We start from the raw sequence: 19669 nt of genomic DNA, 5'->3' as shown, positions 1-19669 counted from the left end.
GGTTTGGGTATATTTGCTATCTATTTTCCTGCTGTTCGTCACGCATGGCGTTTCCTTCCATCAGGGCTAAATGAAAAACTTTTTGATTTTACAGAATCTTGCAAAAAATTCTGAAACTTGTAAAGATTGTAATGAAAGAACAAAAACAACTCAAATACGATATTGCTTACCTAAGAATTGCGGCCGAATGGAGCAAACTTTCCTATTGCAAGCGCAAACAGGTGGGTGCAATAATTGTTCGAGATAGAATGATTATTTCCGATGGCTATAACGGAACTCCAACAGGTTTTGAAAACTGTTGTGAAGACGAAGAAGGATTAACACAATGGTTTGTTCTTCATGCCGAAGCAAATGCCATTTCAAAAGTAGCGCGTTCAACACAAACTTGCGAAAATGCAACCTTATACATTACCCTTTCACCCTGCAAAGAATGCAGCAAACTCATCCATCAATCGGGAATAAAACGCGTAGTGTTTCAGCATGGTTATCGCGACACAACAGGTTTGGAGTTTTTAGAAAAAGCCGGAATTGTTGTCAATCAAATTGAAGATTTAGACTAAATGAAAGCAAAGGAAAACTATTTACCACTATTGTTATTTTCATGCGTTGCTTTGGGCATTGTCATTGGTGGTATGCTTAATTTTCCGCAACGAACTATTTCAAAACAAAATGCCCGAAAAGTAAAAATTGAACGATTGATTGATTTTATCAATGACGAATATGTTGACGATGTTAATTCCGATTCTATTGTAGATTTAACTATGAATAACATTTTGTCAAATCTTGATCCACATTCGGTTTATCTTCCGCCAAGCGAACAATCGTCTGAAGCCGAAATAATGAAAGGTGATTTTGTTGGTATTGGCGTTAATTTTTATATGTATAATGATACTGTTACCGTTGTTAAACCATTGGAAAATGGTCCGGCTGCAAAAGCTGGAATTCTCTCAGGTGACCGAATTTTATATGCTGATAAAACCAAACTATTTGGACGAAAATTACCAACAGATAGTTTATACAACAAGCTAAAAGGCGAAGAAGGTTCAAAAGTTTTACTTACAATTTTCAGAAAAAGCACCAATAAAAAACTGAAACTTACTGTAGAGCGCGAAGTAGTTCCGATAAAAAGTGTCGATACTTATCTGATGCTTAATAAAACTTCGGGTTACATTAAAATCAATCGTTTTGCTGAAAATACTTATGACGAATTTCGAGTAGGATTAGCGCAATTGAAAAAACAAGGAATGACCACTTTAGTCATTGACTTACGTGATAATGGTGGCGGTTATTTAGAAAAAGCGGTAGAAATTATTGATGAACTTTTGAAAGATAAAGAGCTAATCGTTTTTACCAAAAACAGAAAAGGAATAATCGACAAGACTTTTGCAACCACCGGTGGGATTTTTGAAAACGGAAAAGTATTTGTTTTAATTGATGAAAACTCAGCTTCTGCGAGTGAAATTTTGGCTGGTGCTATACAGGATAATGATAGAGGAACCATAGTAGGTCGCCGTTCTTTTGGAAAAGGATTGGTACAACGTGAAATGGGTTTTGATGATGGCTCTGCTGTTCGTTTGACAACTTCAAGATATTACACTCCAAGCGGACGTTCTATTCAAAAACCTTATACAAAAGGTGAAGGCGAAAAATACAGTAAAGATGCTGAAACTCGTTTTGCAAGCGGTGAACTTTATGAAAAAGACAAAATGAAAATTGCTGATTCTTTAAAATTTAAAACCAAAAAAGGGCGAACGGTTTATGGCGGTGGCGGAATTGTTCCGGATATATTTGTGCCTTTGGAAGTAAAAAAAGGAGAAGAAAATTTGGCTTATATTTTAAATTCCGGAGTTGTGGGTCATTTTGTTTTTGAGCAATTAGACAAAAACAGAAACACATACAAAGGATTGAAATTTGAGCAATTTTTAACCAAAATGCAAAATGATGATAGCTATGTTCCAAAATTAGAAAGTTATCTAAAAGATGCTGGATTGGAAATGAAATTGGACAGTAATAAAACTTTAGTCAAAAAATATATAAGCGCTGAATTTGCCCGACAGTTATTTGGCGAAAGCCAGTACTACAATATCATTCTCAAAGATGATACAATGCTCAATGCCGTTTTAAAATAGACTACTTTTTTATCGAATCGTGGCTTTGAGAAGAAATCCCATTATTCCACAAAGTCAAAATATCGGTTGCAACTGCTGCGCCACTTCCTGCGGCAATAGCTAACTGACTGCGCCATCCCGCTAGCGTTCCAACTACATAAATACCTTCAGCAACCTTATGGTCTTCATTTTTAAGTTGGACACGTTGTTTTTCGGCTAGAGCTTTTTTGTGTGGTTCTACAAAGCTCATCAAACCTTCAATATAAAAAGTATTAGAGTAACCTATAGCAACTACTATACTTTTAGTTTGATAGGAATTCTTATTGGTAATAACCGTGAAATTTGGAAAATCACCTACAACTTTAATTACTTTTTCACCTTCTATTTGAGTTACATGAGGATATAATTGTTGTAGCTGTTCGATACTTTCAGTCAATATTTCTGAACCCAATTTTCCGGAAGGAACGCCATAAGCATTATAAAATATAGCTTCTTGTAGTGATGATGTTTTTTGGTGAGCAACAATTCCGATTTTTTTATCCTGAACAAATGATTTTTTATGAGCAGAACCCAACACTAAAGCACATGACATTCCGGAAACGCCACCACCAATTATTAGAACATCAAACATGAGTTTAGTGTTTAAGTTTTTCTTCTATTTTTTTTGACATTTTAAAAATCAGAAGAATAAAAACTGCACAAAAAGAAGCTACAATACCTATTAAAGCAATCATGCTGTTACCTTCCATTGGTTTTTTGAAATCGAGTAGAAAAACATTTACTATTATCAAAGCAATAGCAATAAAGAGAAGAATGTTGGTGAAAATTTTCATGATTAACATTTAGAGGACAAAAATACTAAAAATTGACATTACGCAAATAATCCTTTAACATTAGCAGCAAATAATTTAACAGCTATAGCTAAAAGTACAATTCCAAATACTTTTCTGATAATATTCAAACCATTCTCACCAAGCGCTTTTTCGATTTTGGCTGAAGATTTCAATACCAAATAAACCAAAATAATATTCAGAAGTATTGCAATAATAATGTTTATAGAATAAAACTCTGCTCGAAGCGAAAGTAAGGTTGTCATGGTTCCAGCACCAGCTACCAATGGAAACGCAATAGGGACTATAGATGCTGATGTCGCTTTATCCTCTTTATACAATCTGATGCCGAGTATCATTTCTAGCGCTAAAAAGAACAGGACAAAAGAACCTGCAACGGCAAATGAATTGGCATCTATACCAACTAATTTCAAAATTTCTTCACCAACAAAAAGAAAGGCAATCATTATTGCAGCTGATACTAACGATGCTTTTTCCGATTGAATATGCCCAAATTTTGCTCGCAAACTAATAATCACAGGAATGCTTCCTACAATATCAATCACTGCAAAAAGGACCATGGTGGCTGTGGCTATTTCTCTAAAATCAATATTCATCCTTTTATTTTTTTACAAAATTAGGTTTTTAATCGTTTATAATAACTTTAGATTTTACCTTTGCGGCTGCAAATAATAAATATACCATGTTTCAATTAGGCAAAACCATAGTTTCTGAAGATATACTCGAAAAAGATTTTGTTTGTAATCTTTCTGCTTGCCATGGTGCTTGCTGTGTAGATGGTGATGCCGGAGCACCTTTAACTAAAGATGAAACCAAAATTTTGGAAGAAATTTATCCGAAAGTAAAACCGTTTTTGCGCAAAGAAGGCATCGCAGCTATCGAAAGATTGGGCACTTGGGTAGTAGGAACCGACCAAGATTTGGAAACACCATTAATTGATAATAAAGATTGTGCCTATGTTATTTTTGATGGAAAAACAGCACTTTGTGGCATTGAACAAGCCTATAATCAAGGAATAATCGATTGGAAAAAACCGGTTTCTTGCCATTTATATCCTATTCGTGTAAAAGATTTTACCGAATTTTCGGCTGTCAATTATGACCGTTGGGACATTTGTAATCCGGCTTGTTCCTTAGGAAAAGAACTTGAAGTTCCTGTCTATAAATTTGTAAAAGAAGCTTTGATTCGAAAATTTGGTGAAGATTGGTATGCTGAATTGGAAAAAGTTGCTGAAGATTTGAAAAAAGAGAAATAAAAAAAGCCGAAGTTTAATTACTTCGGCTTTTTTGTGGAGAATATCGGATTAACTACGTTTTTCCTCAAAGCTACGCTTTGAAAATAGAAATCCAACTAAAATAAAAAAGCAAGCTATTTTATTTTAGCCTGCTTTCTATTTATTCGTGGAGAATATCGGATTCGAACCGACCACCTCTTGCCTGCCAGGCAAGCGCTCTAGCCAAATGAGCTAATCCCCCAAACTCTCGACAAATATATATTTTATAGAAACAAATAGCAATTCAAAACCCATCTTTTTCAGATTTGTTATAAATTTACATTAAATATTAAAATTTATGTCTGCTGAAAATTCAAACGGATTTATAGAAATCCAAATCGAAGATACTATTGCGACAATTACCTTTAGTCATCCCGCAAGCAACTCGTTTCCTAGTAACTTATTGCAAAAACTTACTCATCAGTTAAATCAAATTTCTGTCAATTCCGAAGTGAATGTAGTTATTTTGCAAAGCGAAGGCACTTCTTTTTGTGCTGGCGCTTCTTTTGACGAACTACTTGCTATAACCGATATTGAAACTGGAGTAAAATTCTTTTCAGGTTTTGCTAATGTAATTAATGCGATGCGAAAATGTTCTAAAATCATTATTGGGAAAGTTCAGGGAAAAGCTGTTGGTGGGGGTGTTGGCTTGATTTCGGCTTGTGATTTTGTTTTTGCGTATCAGGATGCGGCCATTAAATTATCTGAAATAGCAATCGGAATTGGACCGTTTGTTATTGAACCTGCAGTTTCTCGAAAAATTGGCAAAATTGCTATGACCGAAATGACATTACAACCCAACACATGGCAATCTGCCGATTGGGCAAAGGAAAAAGGATTGTATGCAGACATTTTTGACAGCCAAGATGAAGTAACTGAAGCCTCAATGAAACTTGCCAAAAAATTAGCGTCTTATAATCCCGAAGCATTAACCGAAATGAAAAAAGTATTTTGGCAAGGCTCAGAAAATTGGGACGAACTTTTATACGAAAGAGCTGCAATTTCTGGGAAATTAGTACTTTCTGATTTTACCAAAAATGCTTTAAGCGAATTTAAAAAGTAAAAAAACATGAAATTTATTTTTCTCATTCAGCAAATAGATGTTAACGAAAAGATTAAAAATGCTCCAGATAGTGGTTATTTAATTGGCGTATGGATTGGTAATATTTTGCCATTTGCTATTATTGTTGGAGCTGCCTATTGGATGTATTATCGCGCTAAAAAAAGACAAAACGAATAGTAGATTTATTTACTAAATTTGCAGCATAAAATTTACTAAATGAGTAACATCAGAATTACCAAACAATTTTCTTTCGAAACCGGACATGCTCTTTATGGTTATGATGGCAAATGCAAAAATGTTCACGGGCACAGTTACAAACTCTCGGTGACAGTTATAGGCAAACCTATTTCAGACAACTCCAATGTGAAATTTGGAATGGTGATTGACTTTTCTGATTTGAAAAAAATTGTAAAAGAAGAAATCGTTGATGCTTTTGATCATGCTACAGTTTTTAATAAAAATACGCCACACGTTGAATTAGCAGCCGAATTAAAAAATCGCGGACATCATGTTATTTTGGTAGATTACCAACCAACCAGTGAAAATATGGTAACTGATTTTGCCCAAAAAATTATAAATCGTTTGCCAGATGACATCAAATTACATTCGTTAAAATTGCAGGAAACGGAAACGTCTTTTGCCGAATGGTATGCCTCAGATAATGAATAACCACAAACATTGATGACTATTTCTCCCAACAAAAAAATATATTTTGCTTCCGACCAACACTTTGGTGCGCCAACACCCGAAGCTAGTTTCCCTCGTGAACAAAAGTTTGTTGCTTGGCTTGACGAAGTAAAAAAAGATGCCGAATGTATTTTCCTTTTGGGTGATTTGTTTGATTTTTGGTTTGAATATAAAACTGTTGTTCCTAAAGGTTTCGTTAGAGTTCTAGGCAAATTGGCGGAAATACGCGACAGTGGAATTCCAATCTATTTCTTTGTTGGTAACCACGATTTATGGATGAACGATTACTTTCAAAAAGAATTGAACATTCCGGTTTATCGAGATAATCAGGAATATGAATTTAATGGTAAGACCTTCTTAATTGGTCACGGCGATGGTAAAGGTCCTGGAGACAAAGGATACAAACGGATGAAGAAAGTGTTTACGAGTCCGTTTTCTAAATGGTTATATCGTTGGCTTCACCCTGATTTGGGGGTAAAATTAGCTCAATATCTTTCAGTAAAAAACAAATTAATTTCGGGTGATGCTGATGTGAAATTTCTTGGTGAAGAAAACGAATGGTTGGTTTTATATGCCAAACGCAAACTTGAAACCAAACATTACAATTATCTTATTTTTGGTCATCGTCATTTACCGATGGTTTTGAAGGTTGGCGAAAACTCCGAGTACGTTAATCTGGGTGATTGGATTGGCTATTTTACTTATGGTGTTTTTGATGGTGAAAAATTTGAACTGAAAGAATTTAAATAAATTCAATAAATTTCCCAGATTTAAAAAAAATCTAAGCTGTGAAATCTTTGTTTTGAAAATCACCTCAAATCCTTCAACCGCAATTGCACCGTTACATTTCCGTTAAATTCATTTTCATCAATACAATAAACTGCATCAAAAGGGTTTTGATTTTTAACCAATTCTAATTTGTTCCCTAATCCGAAACCAATTACACTAAAGCCTTCTGAGTTAGGTTGTTTTACGAACAATTTCAGATGTTCTTCGTCTTTACCTAATTGCTTGGCATAACCTGTATCTTTAAGTTTTTTGGTCATAAAAGAAGGTGTCATATTTTGAGGTCCAAAAGGTTCAAACTGATTTAGCAGTCTTACCAATCTTTCATTGATATCGATTAGATTTATTTCTGCATCAATTGAAATTTCAGGAATTAGCAAATCAGGATGAATGGTCTCCGAAACTACTTTTTCAAAGGCATCTTTAAAATTCTGATAATTTTCTTCTTTCAAAGTCATTCCGGCAGCGTACATGTGTCCGCCAAATTGCTCAAGATGTTCAGCACTCGCTTCCAAGGCATTGTAGATATCAAAATCCTTAACAGAACGTGCAGAAGCTGCTAATTTATCTCCGCTTTTGGTAAAGACAATTGTCGGGCGATAATAGGTTTCCGTCAGTCGTGAGGCTACAATACCGATTACGCCTTTGTGCCAGTTTGGGTTATAAACTACAGTTGTAAATTTATCCGTTTCCTCATTTATTTCTATCTGATCTAAGGCTTCAATCGTGATTTGCTTGTCTAAATCTTTTCGGTCGGAGTTGTATTGTTCAATTTCAGAAGCAAATTTTTCAGCTTGGTCTAAGTCGTATTCTGTTAATAATGCTACTGCTTCGTTGCCGTGTTTTATTCTTCCGGCAGCATTGATTCGTGGTGCAATAATGAAAACAACATCAGTAATCGTAAGTACTTTTTTCTTTACGTTTTGAATTAAAGCTTTGATTCCGGGACGTGGATTTGTATTAATTACTTCCAATCCAAACTTAGCCAAGATTCTGTTTTCTCCCGTCATCGGAACAATATCGGCCGCTATTGCTGTGGCTACCAAATCGAGATAAATCCGTAAATCATCTATACTTTGATTTCTGTTTTCTCCCAAAGCTTGTATCAATTTGAAACCAATGCCGCATCCACATAACTCATCATAAGGATACGGACAATCTTGTCGTTTTGGGTCTAGAACGGCGACAGCATCTGGCAAAATATCACCCGGACGATGGTGGTCACAAATAATAAAATCGATGTTTTTCTCATTCGCGTAAGCAATATGATCAATAGATTTTATACCACAATCCAGAGCAATAATTAGTGAAAAACCATTGTCATCGGCAAAATCAATTCCTTTATAAGAAATGCCGTAACCTTCGTCATAACGGTCCGGAATGTATGTGGCGACATTTGGATAATAACTTTTGAGATAAGACGAAACCAATGAAACTGCGGTTGTTCCGTCCACATCATAATCGCCAAAAACCAGAATGTTTTCTTCGTTGGCGATGGCTGTTTCAATTCGAGAAACCGCTTTATCCATGTCTTTCATCAGATACGGATTGTGCAAATCAGCTAAACTTGGGCGGAAAAACTGGCGCGCCTGGTCAAACGTTTCGATACCACGTTGCACCAAAAGTGTTGCGATTAGCTCATCTACTTTTAATTGAGTTGCTAAAGCTGCTACTTTTTCGGAATTTGGTTTTGGTTTGAGTGTCCAGCGCATAATTACGAGGTTATATTACAATCACACAAATATATAAAAAATACTACAAAATGATTAGTATCTTAAGGGCAAAATTTATAAACAAATCTCAAAATAATATTTGTTACTTTTGAACTATTAAAGAAATTCAAAATGCAAATTCAAGGTCAGATTGTCGATATCGAAAACAAACGAATTTATTCAGGTGAAATTACTGTTGAAAACGGCAAAATCAAATCAATAACAGAAAAAGAACACAACGTTAAAACCTATATCCTTCCTGGTTTTATAGATGCACACATTCATATTGAAAGTTCGATGTTGGTTCCTTCTGAATTTGCGAAGATTGCAGTTTTACACGGAACCGTCGGAACGATTTCTGATCCGCATGAAATTGCTAATGTGTTGGGAAAAGACGGCGTACATTATATGATTGAAAACGGCAAAAAAGTGCCGTTGAAATTTCATTTTGGCGCGCCTTCCTGTGTTCCGGCAACTTTTTTTGAAACGGCTGGTGCTGTAATTGATTCAGAACAAATAAAAGAATTAATGGCCTCTCCTGATATTTATTATTTATCGGAAATGATGAATTATCCCGGCGTTTTGTTTGATGATGAAGAAGTTTTAAAAAAGATTGCTTGGGCAAAACATTTCAATAAACCTGTTGACGGTCATGCGCCAGGATTACGAGGAGCGCCAATCGAAAAATATATTGCTGCCGGAATTTCTACCGACCATGAATGTTTTACTTATGATGAAGCTGCTGAAAAATTATCATTGGGTATGAAAGTGCTTATCCGAGAAGGAAGTGCCGCGAAGAACTTTGAGGCTTTAATCGATTTGCTTCCACAGAATTATGCAAACATGATGTTCTGTTCCGATGATAAACATCCTGATGATTTGATTGTGGGTCACATTAATTTGCTTTGTGCTCGTGCCGTTGCTAAAGGTTTTGATGTTTTTAAAATATTACAAATGGCTTGCGTCAATCCGGTAAAACACTATAAAATGGATGTTGGTTTATTGCAAAAAAATGATGATGCCGATTTTATTATGGTGGAAGATTTAATCGATTTCAAAGTATTACAAACCTACATCAATGGCGAATTGGTTGCCAAAAACGGGCAATCATTTGTGAAACATATTGACTTTAAAAAACCAAATAATTTCAATACTTCCAAAAAAGAAGTTGCCGATTTCGAAATCAACAGTTCCGCTTCAAAAATTAGAGTTATCGAAGCTTTGGAAGGACAGTTAATTACCAATGAAATTCACCATAAGACTTTATTGGCTAACGGCAAATTAGTTTCAGATGTTGAAAACGATATATTGAAAATGGCGGTTGTCAATCGCTATGAAAATGCTATTCCAGCTGTTGCTTTTATCAAAAACTTTGGCTTGAAAAGTGGTGCGATTGCAAGTTCTGTAGCACACGATTGTCATAATATTGTTGTTGTCGGAACTTCAGATGAAGAAATTTGCAAAGCAGTAAATATCTTAATTGAAAATAAAGGTGGAATTTGCGCCGTGAATGGTGCCGAAACCAAATCATTAGCACTTCCGGTCGCCGGAATCATGAGTGACAAAGATGGTTGGGAAACCGGAAAATTATATCAGGAAATTGATGCTATGTCTAAACAATTGGGAAGCAATCTGAAAGCTCCGTTTATGACGCTTTCGTTTATGGCGTTATTGGTAATTCCGGATTTGAAATTATCTGACAAAGGCTTATTTAGTGGGAATTCGTTCTCGTTTGTGGATTTGAAAATGGAGTAGAAAATATAAGATAGAGCAAAGAAAAAAGATGTTTTGTTATACTTCTCTTGCTTCTTGCCTCTTGCTTTTTGTTTCTGCTAACATTCCCCCAACCACAGCTACAATTTCACCTTTTGGCGGTTTGGCTTCGAAATGTTTTAGTACTTCTTCCGCTGTTCCGCGTATGGTTTCTTCGTGTAGTTTTGATAATTCTCTTGAAACAGAAACGGCTCTGTCTGCTCCAAAATACTGTACAAATTCCGCTAAGGTTTTTACTAATTTATGTGGCGAAACGTAAAAAATCATCGTTCTGGTTTCTTCGGCCAAAGCCAAATATCTGGTCTGTCTTCCTTTCTTTTCGGGCAAAAATCCTTCGAAGACAAATTTATCATTGGGCAAACCGCTGTTCACTAAAGCTGGAACAAATGCAGTAGCACCGGGTAAACAATCGACTTCAATATTATTTTCTACACAAGTACGTGTTAGCAAAAATCCAGGATCAGAAATCGCCGGAGTTCCCGCATCAGAAATCAACGCAATAGTTTCGCCTGACTGCAAACGGGTAATCAGATTGGCAATGGTTTTGTGCTCGTTGTGCATGTGATGACTGTGCATGTGTGTCGAAATTTCGAAATGCTTTAGGAGTTTACCGCTAGTTCGTGTGTCTTCTGCCAAAATCAAATCGACTTCTTTCAAAACTCTAATCGCTCTGAAAGTCATGTCCTCAAGATTGCCAATTGGTGTTGGAACTATGAACAGTTTGCCCATTTACTGGAATTTTTTCTCAACAATTGCCATAAAACGTTCGATATAATCTTCTTCTCCAACCCAATAATCATAGTCAGGAATCACCATTTCGTTAATGAAATTTTTGGCTTCTTCAAACGTGTCAAACGTGTTCAATTGCGAAATCACACGATTAAAATCTTCATTACTGTCGTTAAAAAGATGTTGCACAAAACCAATTCGGTCGTTCAATCCAATCGCGATTGATTTTGATTGAGATTCATTTATAGAGGTTGTTTTTGGCGCTTCTTCTTCCCTTTGCTTCTCCAGTTCGCTGTTACTCGAGTCTGATTCAAATAAGGAAACTTCATTTGGTTTTACAAAAACCGGATCTGAATACTTTCCTATATGATCTTCCAGTTTTTCTTCAGGCTTTACTTCAGAAGCCGTTTCTGCAGGTTCAATTTGCTCCGCCAGTTCACTATCGCTCGAGTCTTCTTCCTCTTCTGCTTCTAATTCAAAAATAGGTTGAAAAGATAATGCTTCTTCAATAACGGGTGCTTCTTCTATTGATTCCTCTTCTTCTAAAACTTCTTCCGGTTCTTCTGAAACAATAATTTCTTCTTCTGGTTCAGATATTACTTCTGTTTCGGTTACAATTTCAGCAATTGGTTCGACGATTTGCTTGGCCTGTTCGCTATCGCTGGAGTCCTCTTTAACTTCTACTACTGGTTCAGATATTGTTTCAACTTCAAGAGATTGCTCCAATTTTTCTTCCAAAACAGCTGGCGTTACATCTGATTTTACCGATTCAAAATTGTCCTGATAAAACTTTAATACAGCTAACGTTTCGTATAATTTTTGCGTTTCTTTATACAACTGGTCGACTTCCGACTTGTTTTTTAGCTTTAAAATTCGGTGCGCAATGCTGATTAATTCGGATTCTAATCTTTTTTTCATTTTGTTTTGAAATTGCTGGTGCTTTAGTTAATTTTCTTCTTATCCATTTATTTAGTGTTGGGAAGAAGTTACCTTAATTAAAATTTTTCTACATTTGAATCGACGTAAAAATAAGAAAATTTTAAGTCGATTTGTTTCCGTGACAAAGTAATAAAAACTATTCATTTTTAGCGCAAGAAAAATACAAAATGTTTCTCGAAAATACAGTAAATCATAAAGAACAATTTGGTTGGATTGAAGTCGTCTGCGGTTCGATGTTTTCGGGTAAAACTGAAGAACTCATCCGAAGATTAAAAAGAGCGCAATTTGCCAAACAAAAGGTAGAAATTTTTAAACCTTCTATCGACACGCGTTATGATGAAGAAATGGTAGTTTCTCACAACAAAAACGAAATTCGTTCAACGCCTGTTCCTGCTGCCGCTAATATCAGAATTTTGGCTCAAGGCTGTGATGTTGTTGGTATTGATGAAGCACAATTTTTTGATGATGAAATTGTGGCTGTTTGTAACGACCTAGCAAACTCAGGAATTCGGGTTATTGTAGCCGGATTAGACATGGATTTTAAAGGAAATCCTTTTGGTCCAATGCCAGCTTTAATGGCAACCGCCGAATATGTAACCAAAGTGCATGCGGTTTGTACACGAACAGGAAATTTAGCGCATTACAGTTTTAGAAAAAATGACAATGACAAATTGGTTATGCTTGGCGAAACTGAAGAATATGAACCGTTGAGTCGTGCTGCTTATTTCAACGCAATGCGCCAAAACATAGAAGTTAAAGACGCCCAACATCTGTCGAAAGACGGGAAATAAACCCAAATCGTGACTCTAACCATCCGAAATATTATTCCCATCATCAAAGCCAATTGGGTTGGGCAAAATGAAACGGCAGTAATCGATTATATTTCTATTGATAGTCGTTCGTTACAAAACGATCAAAACACTTTATTTTTTGCGATTACAGGACCAAATCATGATGGTCATATATATATTGAAGAACTTATTCTGAAAGGCGTTCGACATTTTGTTGTTTCAAAAATCCCAGAAAATGTTGCCGGAAAAGCTAACTTTTTAGTCGTTGAAGATACTTTAGACGCTTTACAAAAATTTGCCGCTTTTTATAGAAGTCAATTTGAATTTCCCGTTATCGGAATCACTGGAAGTAATGGAAAAACCATCATCAAAGAATGGTTAAATTTTCTTTTAAGTCCAGATTATAACATTATTCGGAGTCCAAAAAGTTATAATTCACAAGTTGGTGTGCCACTTTCTGTTTTGGGCATCAATGAAAAACACAATCTTGGCATTTTTGAAGCTGGTATTTCCACAATAAACGAAATGGAAAAACTGCAGAAAATCATTCGACCAACAATCGGAATTTTATCTAATATTGGTTCGGCTCATGATGAAGGATTTCCAAGTGTTGCCGAAAAAATTAAAGAAAAATTAAAGCTTTTTATATCGGTTAACGTGTTGATTTTGAATAAAAATAAAACTATTTGTGCTTTTGTTAATCCAAAAATAAAACTCTTTAGTTGGTGTTCGGATGATAAAAGCGCTGATGTTTTTATCACTAAAAAAAACATAGGAGAATTAACCGAATTGCAAGTAACTTATAGAGAAGATACTTTTCCAATTACTATTCCGTTTCAAGACCAAGCATCGGTTGAAAATGCGATTCATTGTATGATGGTGATGCTCTATTTTGGATACAACCATAAAGTGATTCAAACCCGAATGGCGCAATTGTATCCTGTAGAAATGCGTTTGAAAGTGAAAAACGGAATTTACAACTGTACGGTAATCGATGACAGTTATAGTTCTGATTTTCAATCACTAAAAATTGCTTTAGACTTTTTAGAAAATCAAAAGCAACACAAAAAGAAAACACTAATTCTTTCCGATATTTTTCAAAGCGGTTTGAGTAATGACGAGTTGTATTCTCAGGTTTCTCAACTGATAATTTCTAATAAAATATCGCGTGTCATTGGCATTGGTGAAACCATATCACAATTCAAAAATAAGTTTATCAACTGTGTCACGTTTAAAGATGTGACTGAATTTATTAATGCTTTTGACAATTTGAATTTTGAAAACGAAACTATCTTAATCAAAGGCGCACGCGATTTTCATTTTGAGGAAATCGTATCAATGCTTGAGGAAAAAACGCATGAAACTGTTTTAGAAATCAACCTCAATGCCATAACTCACAACCTTAATTTTTTCAAATCGAAGTTGGCCCCAAAAACCAAAATGATGGTAATGGTAAAAGCTTTTGGCTATGGAAATGGTGGCTTTGAAATTGCCAGATTATTGGAACATCACAAAGTGGATTACCTTGGTGTAGCTTTCGCCGATGAAGGAATTGCATTGAAAAATGCCGGAATTACGGTACCAATTATGGTCTTAAATCCTGAATCTACTAGTTTTACAGCCATAATTCAGCATCATTTAGAACCCGAAATCTATTCTATAAAAGGATTAAAAGCATTTTTAAAAATTGCCGAACAAAAAAAATTAAAGCATTTCCCAATACATATCAAAATTGATACAGGAATGCACCGCCTAGGTTTTCAAGAAGAAAATTTAGAAGATTTAATCCAAATTTTAAAAGGAAACGAATCGGTCCAAATCAAAAGCATTTTGTCGCACATGGCAACCAGTGATGATTTAAATCACGATGCGTTTTCAAAATCACAAATTGCCTTGTTTGAAAAATTGTCTTCAAGATTGATTTCCGAACTCAATATAAAACCAATCCGCCATATTTTAAACACTTCCGGAATTACAAATTACCCCGAGGCACAATTCGACATGGTTCGCTTAGGCATTGGTTTGTATGGCATTTCGAATGATTCGGAAGAGCAAAAAGAACTTGAAATAGTTGGCACATTAAAATCGGTCATTTCTCAAATCAGAACAATCGAGGCTGATGAAAGTGTAGGTTATGGCAGAAGATTTATCGCCACAGAAACCACAAAAATTGCTACAATTCCAATAGGTTACGCTGATGGTATTAGCAGAAGTTGGGGACACGGTGTTGGTTACGTTTTAATTAATAACAAACCAGCCAAAATAGTTGGCAGCATTTGTATGGACATGCTTATGGTAAATGTCACCGGTATTGATTGTAAGGAAGGAAATACCGTTATCATTTTTGGCGAAAATCCAACGGTGAACTTTATGGCAAAACAATTGAATACGATTCCCTATGAAATTCTTACCAGCATTTCGCAACGCGTTAAACGGGTATTTTTCAGAGAATAATTAAAAAATTATTTAAAACTGTTAAAATTTTATTTAATTTAGTTTTCAATTAACCAATAAAACAAAAATAATTATGGGATTTTTTAGCGATTTCAAAGCGTCTTTAATGAAAGGCGATGTATTAAGTTTAGCAACCGCGGTAGTAATCGGTGGTGCTTTCGGAAAAATTGTAGGTTCTGCTGTTGATGATCTTATTATGCCTCTAGTTGGTTTAATTACTGGCGGAATTGATTTTACAACAAAATTTATTGCATTAAACGGTCAAAGTTACGAAAACTTAGAAGCTGCCAAAAAAGCAGGTGCTTCGGTAATGACGTACGGAAATTTTGTTCAGGCTGTGATTAATTTCATCATTATTGCTTTCTTCATTTTTGTGGTTTTAAGAGCGGCTGAAAAAGCTAAAAAGAAAGAGGAAGCTGCACCTGCTGCTCCAGCCGGACCAACTCAAGAAGAATTGCTAACACAAATTAGAGATTTGTTGAAAAAATAATACCGCTACATTATATATTCTAACTAAACCGCTTCTTAATTGAGGCGGTTTTTCTGTTTTAGGAGCACACCATTTGTCGTATTCAGGACATTCACACCCGCTTTCCGCACTACGCGGTAGTTGCTGCAATCGGGGCTAGAATTCACGTTTCCTAGTTTTCAGGATATTACTTTCTGCTTTCTCTCATCTTTTTTCTTTCTTCTTTCATCTTTTTTCTATTTTCTACATACTTTTGTACTTCAAAATTTATAAATCGATAAAAATAAAAATATGAAAGTTGCTGTTGTTGGCGCAACCGGAATGGTTGGTGAAGTAATGCTTAAAGTTTTAGCCGAAAGGAATTTTCCGGTAACCGAATTGATTCCTGTTGCTTCTGAAAAATCTGTTGGAAAAGAAATTGAATTCAAAGGGAAAAAATACAAAGTAGTTGGTTTACAAAGTGCCGTTGATATGAAAGCGGATATTGCTTTGTTTTCTGCTGGCGGAGAAACTTCTTTAGCTTGGGCACCAAAATTTGCTGCAGCCGGAACAACCGTAATAGATAATTCGTCAGCATGGAGAATGGATCCAACAAAAAAACTAGTGGTTCCAGAAATCAACGCTTCTGAATTAACTAAAGATGATAAAATCATTGCTAACCCAAACTGTTCAACTATTCAAATGGTTATGGTTTTAGCACCATTGCATAAAAAATATAATATCAAACGTGTTGTAGTTTCTACTTACCAATCTATCACCGGCACTGGTGTAAAAGCTGTAAGACAATTAGAAAATGAATACGCAGGGATACAAGGTGAAATGGCGTACAAATACCAAATTCACCGAAATGCTATTCCACAATGCGACAGTTTTGAGGATAACGGATACACCAAAGAAGAAATGAAATTGGTGCGCGAAACCCAAAAAATAATCGGAGATAAATCAATTGCAGTTACAGCAACAGCTATCAGAATTCCTGTAGTAGGTGGTCATAGTGAAGCTGTGAATGTAGAATTTTCGAATGATTTTGATGTGAATGAAGTACGCAACATTTTGCATCATACTGATGGTGTTACCGTTCAAGACAATAATGATACTTACACCTATCCAATGCCATTGTATGCACAAGGAAAAGATGATGTTTTTGTGGGTAGAATACGTCGTGATGAAAGCCAGGCAAACTCATTAAACATGTGGATTGTGTCTGACAATTTGAGAAAAGGTGCTGCTACCAATACGATACAAATTGCTGAATATTTAGTGGCGCATAAATTAGTGTAGTTCCCAATTTCGTGGAAATGACAGATATAGGTAACCGTTTGATTTTGCAAATCATAAAATTTGTTAAAATCAAACGGTTTTTCTTTGGTGATAACTTACATTTGTAGCCGATGAAAAACAAAATTTCCATACTAAGCCTATCTTTTACTTTCATGGTAATGGGAGCCATTTTGTTGCAATCCTTGCATTCATTTCATCACTTAGAAAAATTTATTGCTGAAAAACATTGCCATCACAAATACGCTATTAACAAAACTGAAATCAATCATCAACATCACGAATTTGACCATTGTTTTGTTTGCGAATTTGCATTAAGTAATTATACTCCAACGCATTTTTACTCTTTTGATTTCAAAAAAACAGAAGTTCTTTCTTCCTATACTTTTTGTTATTCCAAAGAAATCACTCAATTTTTTAGAGGAGCGTTATTTGGACTTCGGGCTCCGCCGACTGTTATTGTTTAATCGGTTTAGCCAAAATTATTTGGCACAAAAATCATTTACAATAATTAAAAATCTAAAACATGAAACTATTTTATGTAACCTTATTATTAGGGTTCTCTTTAGTTGGCTCAGCACAAAACAAAATTTCAGGAATTACTTCCGATAAAGAAAATAAACCGTTGTCCAACGTCATTGTTTCCTTGCCTGAAATTCATAAAGAAACTATTTCTGATACTGATGGGAAGTACACTTTAGTCAATTTGCCAAACGGCACTTTTAAAATTTTATTTTCGGCTGTTGGTTATAGTACACAAACACTTTCTATTTCTTTTTTAGGAAAAGAAATCACTCAAAATATAGCTTTGGAAGACAATATAATCCACATGGATGAAGTCATTGTTTCAACAGCATTCAACAAATTACAATCGCAAAACGTGATGAAAGTGGAACACGAAAGCGTAAAATCATTACAACAAAAAGGAGCCACAACACTCATTGAAGGTTTGGCAAAAATCCCAGGAGTTTCTCAAGTTTCTACTGGAACTTCGATTGGAAAGCCGGTAATTCGGGGATTAAGTGGTAATCGGGTTTTGGTATATTCACAAGGCGTTAGATTGGAAAATCAACAATTTGGCGAAGAACACGGTTTGGGTTTGAATGATGCCGGAGTTGAAAGTATGGAAGTCATCAAAGGTCCAGCTTCATTACTTTATGGTTCTGACGCATTGGGTGGCGTTTTGTATTTTAATCCTGAAAAATTTGCTAATTCAAAAGAATTTAAAGCAGATTTTAGTCAACGTGTGTTTTCAAATACTTTGGGAAGCAATACTTCTTTAGGCATAAAAACATCCACCGAAAACTGGAAATTTTTAGCACGAGGAAGTTTCAATACGCATGCCGATTATCAAATTCCCGATGGTAACAGAATAACAAATACGCGTTATAACGAAAGTGATTTGAAAGCTGGAATTGGTTACAGCAATTCGAAGTTTTCAAGTGTGCTTAGATATAATTTCAATAAGCTGGATTTGGGAATCCCAGAAGAAGGAATAGGTGAACAATCAACTAGTCATTCTACTATTTATCCTAAACAAGCGGTTGACAATCATATTTTGAGTTTGCACAATAATTTCTATTTCAAGAACTCAAAACTTGATGCCGATTTGGGTTATATTTTTAATGATCGAAGCGAGTTTACAGATAGCAATGTGGCTTCTTTGCACATGAAACTGCGAACGCTGAATTATGATTTGAAATATTATTTACCAAAATTGGGAAAAGTAGAAACCATTGTTGGACTTCAGGGAATGCATCAAACCAATAAAAATTCGGGAGAAGAATTATTGATTCCGGATGCGGCGACGAATGATTTTGGCGTTTTTGGTACGGCGAACTACGAATTTGGAAAGAATGTTTTACAAGCCGGACTTCGTTTTGACAATAGACAAGTAAGCAGCGAAACCCACGGAATCATAGGAAATGAAGGTTACTTTGAAGCGATTGATAAAAGTTTTGACAGCTTCAATGCGTCACTAGGTTTCAAAACCAATTTGGCTGATGATTTTACCCTTCGGCTAAACATTGCTTCTGGTTTTCGTGCTCCGAATTTAGCCGAATTAACTTCGAATGGAGTTCATGAAGGCAGCAATCGTTATGAAATTGGTAACGCTAATTTATTAAACGAACAAAATTTACAAACCGATTTAAATCTGGAATATAAAAGTTCTCATTTTGAAATCTTTGCCAACGGATTTTACAATCACATCAATAATTACATATTTATTTCTCCAAATGGAAATGTAATTGCTGGAAACAATGTTTACGATTATGTGCAGGCAAATGCCAAATTATATGGTGGTGAAGCCGGAATTCATTTTCATCCGCATCCTCTAGATTGGTTGCACTTCACCAGTAGTTTTGAAACTGTAATCGGAAAAAAAGATGAGGGAAGCAATTTGCCTTTAATTCCCGCCAACAAATGGAACAATACTTTTAAAGGAGAATTTGAATTGAAAAATTGGTTTAAAGAAGGTTTTGCTACTTTAAATATTGAAAGCACTTTTGCGCAAAATAACAACAATGAATTTGAAACCAGAACTAATGATTATACCTTACTAAATTTAGGTTTAGGAGGAAAGATTATTATTAGTAAAGCTATTTTTAACTTCAATTTAAATGCAAACAATGTATTTGACAAGACTTACATTTCGCATTTGTCCCGATTAAAAACGGATGGAATTCCGAATATTGGAAGGAATATTATTTTAGGTGTCAATTTTATTATTTAGGTAAATTAAAAAACGTCCCATT

At 35.2% G+C, this 19669-nt stretch carries 20 protein-coding genes and 1 tRNA gene; 14 read left to right on the top strand and 7 right to left on the bottom strand.

Annotated elements, in window-relative coordinates:
- The first annotated feature begins 131 nt into the window (after positions 1 to 131).
- On the top strand, positions 132 to 560 hold the full coding sequence (locus tag QWY90_RS15050; RefSeq protein ID WP_290286898.1) for a deoxycytidylate deaminase: 429 nt from the start codon (positions 132 to 134) through the stop codon (positions 558 to 560).
- The gene (locus QWY90_RS15045; protein ID WP_290286897.1) at positions 561 to 2129 is read left to right on the top strand and encodes a S41 family peptidase; all 1569 of its coding nucleotides are present in this window, start codon (positions 561 to 563) and stop codon (positions 2127 to 2129) included.
- A gap of 1 nt (position 2130) precedes the next feature.
- Here the strand turns inward: QWY90_RS15045 and QWY90_RS15040 are convergent, their stop codons facing one another.
- From QWY90_RS15040 to QWY90_RS15030, 3 genes are read right to left on the bottom strand one after another with little or no spacing between them, the layout of a single operon-like run.
- Positions 2131 to 2739: an FAD-dependent oxidoreductase gene (locus QWY90_RS15040; RefSeq protein ID WP_290286896.1), complete on the bottom strand. Its 609-nt coding sequence runs from the start codon at positions 2737 to 2739 to the stop codon at positions 2131 to 2133.
- 4 nt (positions 2740 to 2743) lie between these two features.
- Positions 2744 to 2941 carry a hypothetical protein gene (locus QWY90_RS15035; RefSeq protein ID WP_290286894.1) on the bottom strand — a complete coding sequence of 66 codons (198 nt, stop codon included), beginning with the start codon at positions 2939 to 2941 and terminating at the stop codon, positions 2744 to 2746.
- A 38-nt stretch (positions 2942 to 2979) separates the two neighbouring features.
- Positions 2980 to 3555: a MarC family protein gene (locus QWY90_RS15030; RefSeq protein WP_290286893.1), complete on the bottom strand. Its 576-nt coding sequence runs from the start codon at positions 3553 to 3555 to the stop codon at positions 2980 to 2982.
- An 86-nt stretch (positions 3556 to 3641) separates the two neighbouring features.
- Here QWY90_RS15030 and QWY90_RS15025 point away from each other — a divergent pair, with 86 nt between their 5' ends.
- A complete protein-coding gene (locus tag QWY90_RS15025; RefSeq protein ID WP_290286892.1) occupies positions 3642 to 4214 on the top strand; it encodes a DUF3109 family protein in 573 nt (190 codons plus the stop codon).
- A 146-nt stretch (positions 4215 to 4360) separates the two neighbouring features.
- On the opposite strand, the gene QWY90_RS15020 is transcribed toward QWY90_RS15025, so the two are convergent.
- Positions 4361 to 4434 (bottom strand) — tRNA-Ala (locus QWY90_RS15020).
- Between the two features lie 96 nt (positions 4435 to 4530).
- Here QWY90_RS15020 and QWY90_RS15015 point away from each other — a divergent pair.
- From QWY90_RS15015 to QWY90_RS15000, 4 genes are read left to right on the top strand one after another with little or no spacing between them, the layout of a single operon-like run.
- Positions 4531 to 5295: an enoyl-CoA hydratase/isomerase family protein gene (locus tag QWY90_RS15015; protein ID WP_290286891.1), complete on the top strand. Its 765-nt coding sequence runs from the start codon at positions 4531 to 4533 to the stop codon at positions 5293 to 5295.
- Positions 5296 to 5301: 6 nt separating this feature from the next.
- Positions 5302 to 5472, top strand: coding sequence for a hypothetical protein (locus QWY90_RS15010; RefSeq protein ID WP_290286890.1), 171 nt, complete (start codon positions 5302 to 5304; stop codon positions 5470 to 5472).
- 39 nt (positions 5473 to 5511) lie between these two features.
- Positions 5512 to 5964 carry a 6-pyruvoyl trahydropterin synthase family protein gene (locus tag QWY90_RS15005; protein ID WP_290286889.1) on the top strand — a complete coding sequence of 151 codons (453 nt, stop codon included), beginning with the start codon at positions 5512 to 5514 and terminating at the stop codon, positions 5962 to 5964.
- 12 nt (positions 5965 to 5976) lie between these two features.
- Positions 5977 to 6732, top strand: coding sequence for a UDP-2,3-diacylglucosamine diphosphatase (locus QWY90_RS15000; protein WP_290286888.1), 756 nt, complete (start codon positions 5977 to 5979; stop codon positions 6730 to 6732).
- A gap of 59 nt (positions 6733 to 6791) precedes the next feature.
- Here the strand turns inward: QWY90_RS15000 and recJ are convergent, their stop codons facing one another.
- Complete coding sequence (gene recJ, locus QWY90_RS14995) at positions 6792 to 8480, bottom strand: single-stranded-DNA-specific exonuclease RecJ (RefSeq protein WP_290286887.1); 1689 nt, start codon at positions 8478 to 8480, stop codon at positions 6792 to 6794.
- A 132-nt stretch (positions 8481 to 8612) separates the two neighbouring features.
- On the opposite strand from recJ, the gene ade reads away from it, so the two are divergent.
- Complete coding sequence (ade, locus tag QWY90_RS14990; protein ID WP_290286886.1) at positions 8613 to 10235, top strand: adenine deaminase; 1623 nt, start codon at positions 8613 to 8615, stop codon at positions 10233 to 10235.
- A gap of 36 nt (positions 10236 to 10271) precedes the next feature.
- On the opposite strand, the gene rsmI is transcribed toward ade, so the two are convergent.
- Both rsmI and QWY90_RS14980 read right to left on the bottom strand, forming a co-directional pair.
- Positions 10272 to 10982: a 16S rRNA (cytidine(1402)-2'-O)-methyltransferase gene (rsmI, locus tag QWY90_RS14985; RefSeq protein ID WP_290286885.1), complete on the bottom strand. Its 711-nt coding sequence runs from the start codon at positions 10980 to 10982 to the stop codon at positions 10272 to 10274.
- On the bottom strand, positions 10983 to 11900 hold the full coding sequence (locus QWY90_RS14980) for a DUF8457 domain-containing protein (protein WP_290286884.1): 918 nt from the start codon (positions 11898 to 11900) through the stop codon (positions 10983 to 10985).
- A 188-nt stretch (positions 11901 to 12088) separates the two neighbouring features.
- Between QWY90_RS14980 and QWY90_RS14975 the strand changes: the two genes are divergently transcribed.
- The 6 genes from QWY90_RS14975 to QWY90_RS14950 all read left to right on the top strand — a co-directional run bounded on the left by QWY90_RS14975 (position 12089) and on the right by QWY90_RS14950 (position 19647).
- A complete protein-coding gene (locus QWY90_RS14975; protein ID WP_290286883.1) occupies positions 12089 to 12712 on the top strand; it encodes a thymidine kinase in 624 nt (207 codons plus the stop codon).
- Positions 12713 to 12721: 9 nt separating this feature from the next.
- Positions 12722 to 15166: a bifunctional UDP-N-acetylmuramoyl-tripeptide:D-alanyl-D-alanine ligase/alanine racemase gene (locus QWY90_RS14970; RefSeq protein WP_290286882.1), complete on the top strand. Its 2445-nt coding sequence runs from the start codon at positions 12722 to 12724 to the stop codon at positions 15164 to 15166.
- 73 nt (positions 15167 to 15239) lie between these two features.
- Positions 15240 to 15656: a large conductance mechanosensitive channel protein MscL gene (mscL, locus tag QWY90_RS14965; RefSeq protein WP_290286880.1), complete on the top strand. Its 417-nt coding sequence runs from the start codon at positions 15240 to 15242 to the stop codon at positions 15654 to 15656.
- Between the two features lie 270 nt (positions 15657 to 15926).
- Positions 15927 to 16916 (top strand): aspartate-semialdehyde dehydrogenase, encoded by a 990-nt coding sequence (locus QWY90_RS14960; RefSeq protein WP_290286878.1) that lies wholly within the window; start codon positions 15927 to 15929, stop codon positions 16914 to 16916.
- A gap of 110 nt (positions 16917 to 17026) precedes the next feature.
- A complete protein-coding gene (locus tag QWY90_RS14955; protein WP_290286877.1) occupies positions 17027 to 17380 on the top strand; it encodes a hypothetical protein in 354 nt (117 codons plus the stop codon).
- Positions 17381 to 17439: 59 nt separating this feature from the next.
- Positions 17440 to 19647, top strand: a complete 2208-nt coding sequence (locus tag QWY90_RS14950; RefSeq protein ID WP_290286876.1) for a TonB-dependent receptor — start codon at positions 17440 to 17442, stop codon at positions 19645 to 19647.
- Positions 19648 to 19669 lie beyond the last annotated feature (22 nt).

Source organism: Flavobacterium paronense (genome assembly GCF_030409795.1).
GTDB classification, from domain to species: domain Bacteria; phylum Bacteroidota; class Bacteroidia; order Flavobacteriales; family Flavobacteriaceae; genus Flavobacterium; species Flavobacterium paronense.
Note: the sequence above shows the minus strand (reverse complement) of the source record. Positions and strands in the feature narration are given on the sequence as shown.

Bases quoted from the DNA above. Each gene is read 5' to 3' on its own strand.
- QWY90_RS15005 (WP_290286889.1), top strand. From the start codon at position 5,512: ATGAGTAACATCAGAATTACCAAACAATTTTCTTTCGAAACCGGACAT.
- QWY90_RS15010 (WP_290286890.1), top strand. From the start codon at position 5,302: ATGAAATTTATTTTTCTCATTCAGCAAATAGATGTTAACGAAAAGATT.
- QWY90_RS15045 (WP_290286897.1), top strand. From the start codon at position 561: ATGAAAGCAAAGGAAAACTATTTACCACTATTGTTATTTTCATGCGTT.
- mscL (WP_290286880.1), top strand. From the start codon at position 15,240: ATGGGATTTTTTAGCGATTTCAAAGCGTCTTTAATGAAAGGCGATGTA.
- rsmI (WP_290286885.1), bottom strand. From the start codon at position 10,982: ATGGGCAAACTGTTCATAGTTCCAACACCAATTGGCAATCTTGAGGAC.
- QWY90_RS14975 (WP_290286883.1), top strand. From the start codon at position 12,089: ATGTTTCTCGAAAATACAGTAAATCATAAAGAACAATTTGGTTGGATT.
- QWY90_RS15000 (WP_290286888.1), top strand. From the start codon at position 5,977: ATGACTATTTCTCCCAACAAAAAAATATATTTTGCTTCCGACCAACAC.
- QWY90_RS15030 (WP_290286893.1), bottom strand. From the start codon at position 3,555: ATGAATATTGATTTTAGAGAAATAGCCACAGCCACCATGGTCCTTTTT.
- QWY90_RS14950 (WP_290286876.1), top strand. From the start codon at position 17,440: ATGAAACTATTTTATGTAACCTTATTATTAGGGTTCTCTTTAGTTGGC.
- QWY90_RS15040 (WP_290286896.1), bottom strand. From the start codon at position 2,739: ATGTTTGATGTTCTAATAATTGGTGGTGGCGTTTCCGGAATGTCATGT.
- QWY90_RS15015 (WP_290286891.1), top strand. From the start codon at position 4,531: ATGTCTGCTGAAAATTCAAACGGATTTATAGAAATCCAAATCGAAGAT.
- QWY90_RS15025 (WP_290286892.1), top strand. From the start codon at position 3,642: ATGTTTCAATTAGGCAAAACCATAGTTTCTGAAGATATACTCGAAAAA.
- QWY90_RS15050 (WP_290286898.1), top strand. From the start codon at position 132: ATGAAAGAACAAAAACAACTCAAATACGATATTGCTTACCTAAGAATT.
- QWY90_RS14960 (WP_290286878.1), top strand. From the start codon at position 15,927: ATGAAAGTTGCTGTTGTTGGCGCAACCGGAATGGTTGGTGAAGTAATG.
- ade (WP_290286886.1), top strand. From the start codon at position 8,613: ATGCAAATTCAAGGTCAGATTGTCGATATCGAAAACAAACGAATTTAT.
- recJ (WP_290286887.1), bottom strand. From the start codon at position 8,480: ATGCGCTGGACACTCAAACCAAAACCAAATTCCGAAAAAGTAGCAGCT.
- QWY90_RS14955 (WP_290286877.1), top strand. From the start codon at position 17,027: ATGAAAAACAAAATTTCCATACTAAGCCTATCTTTTACTTTCATGGTA.
- QWY90_RS14980 (WP_290286884.1), bottom strand. From the start codon at position 11,900: ATGAAAAAAAGATTAGAATCCGAATTAATCAGCATTGCGCACCGAATT.
- QWY90_RS15035 (WP_290286894.1), bottom strand. From the start codon at position 2,941: ATGAAAATTTTCACCAACATTCTTCTCTTTATTGCTATTGCTTTGATA.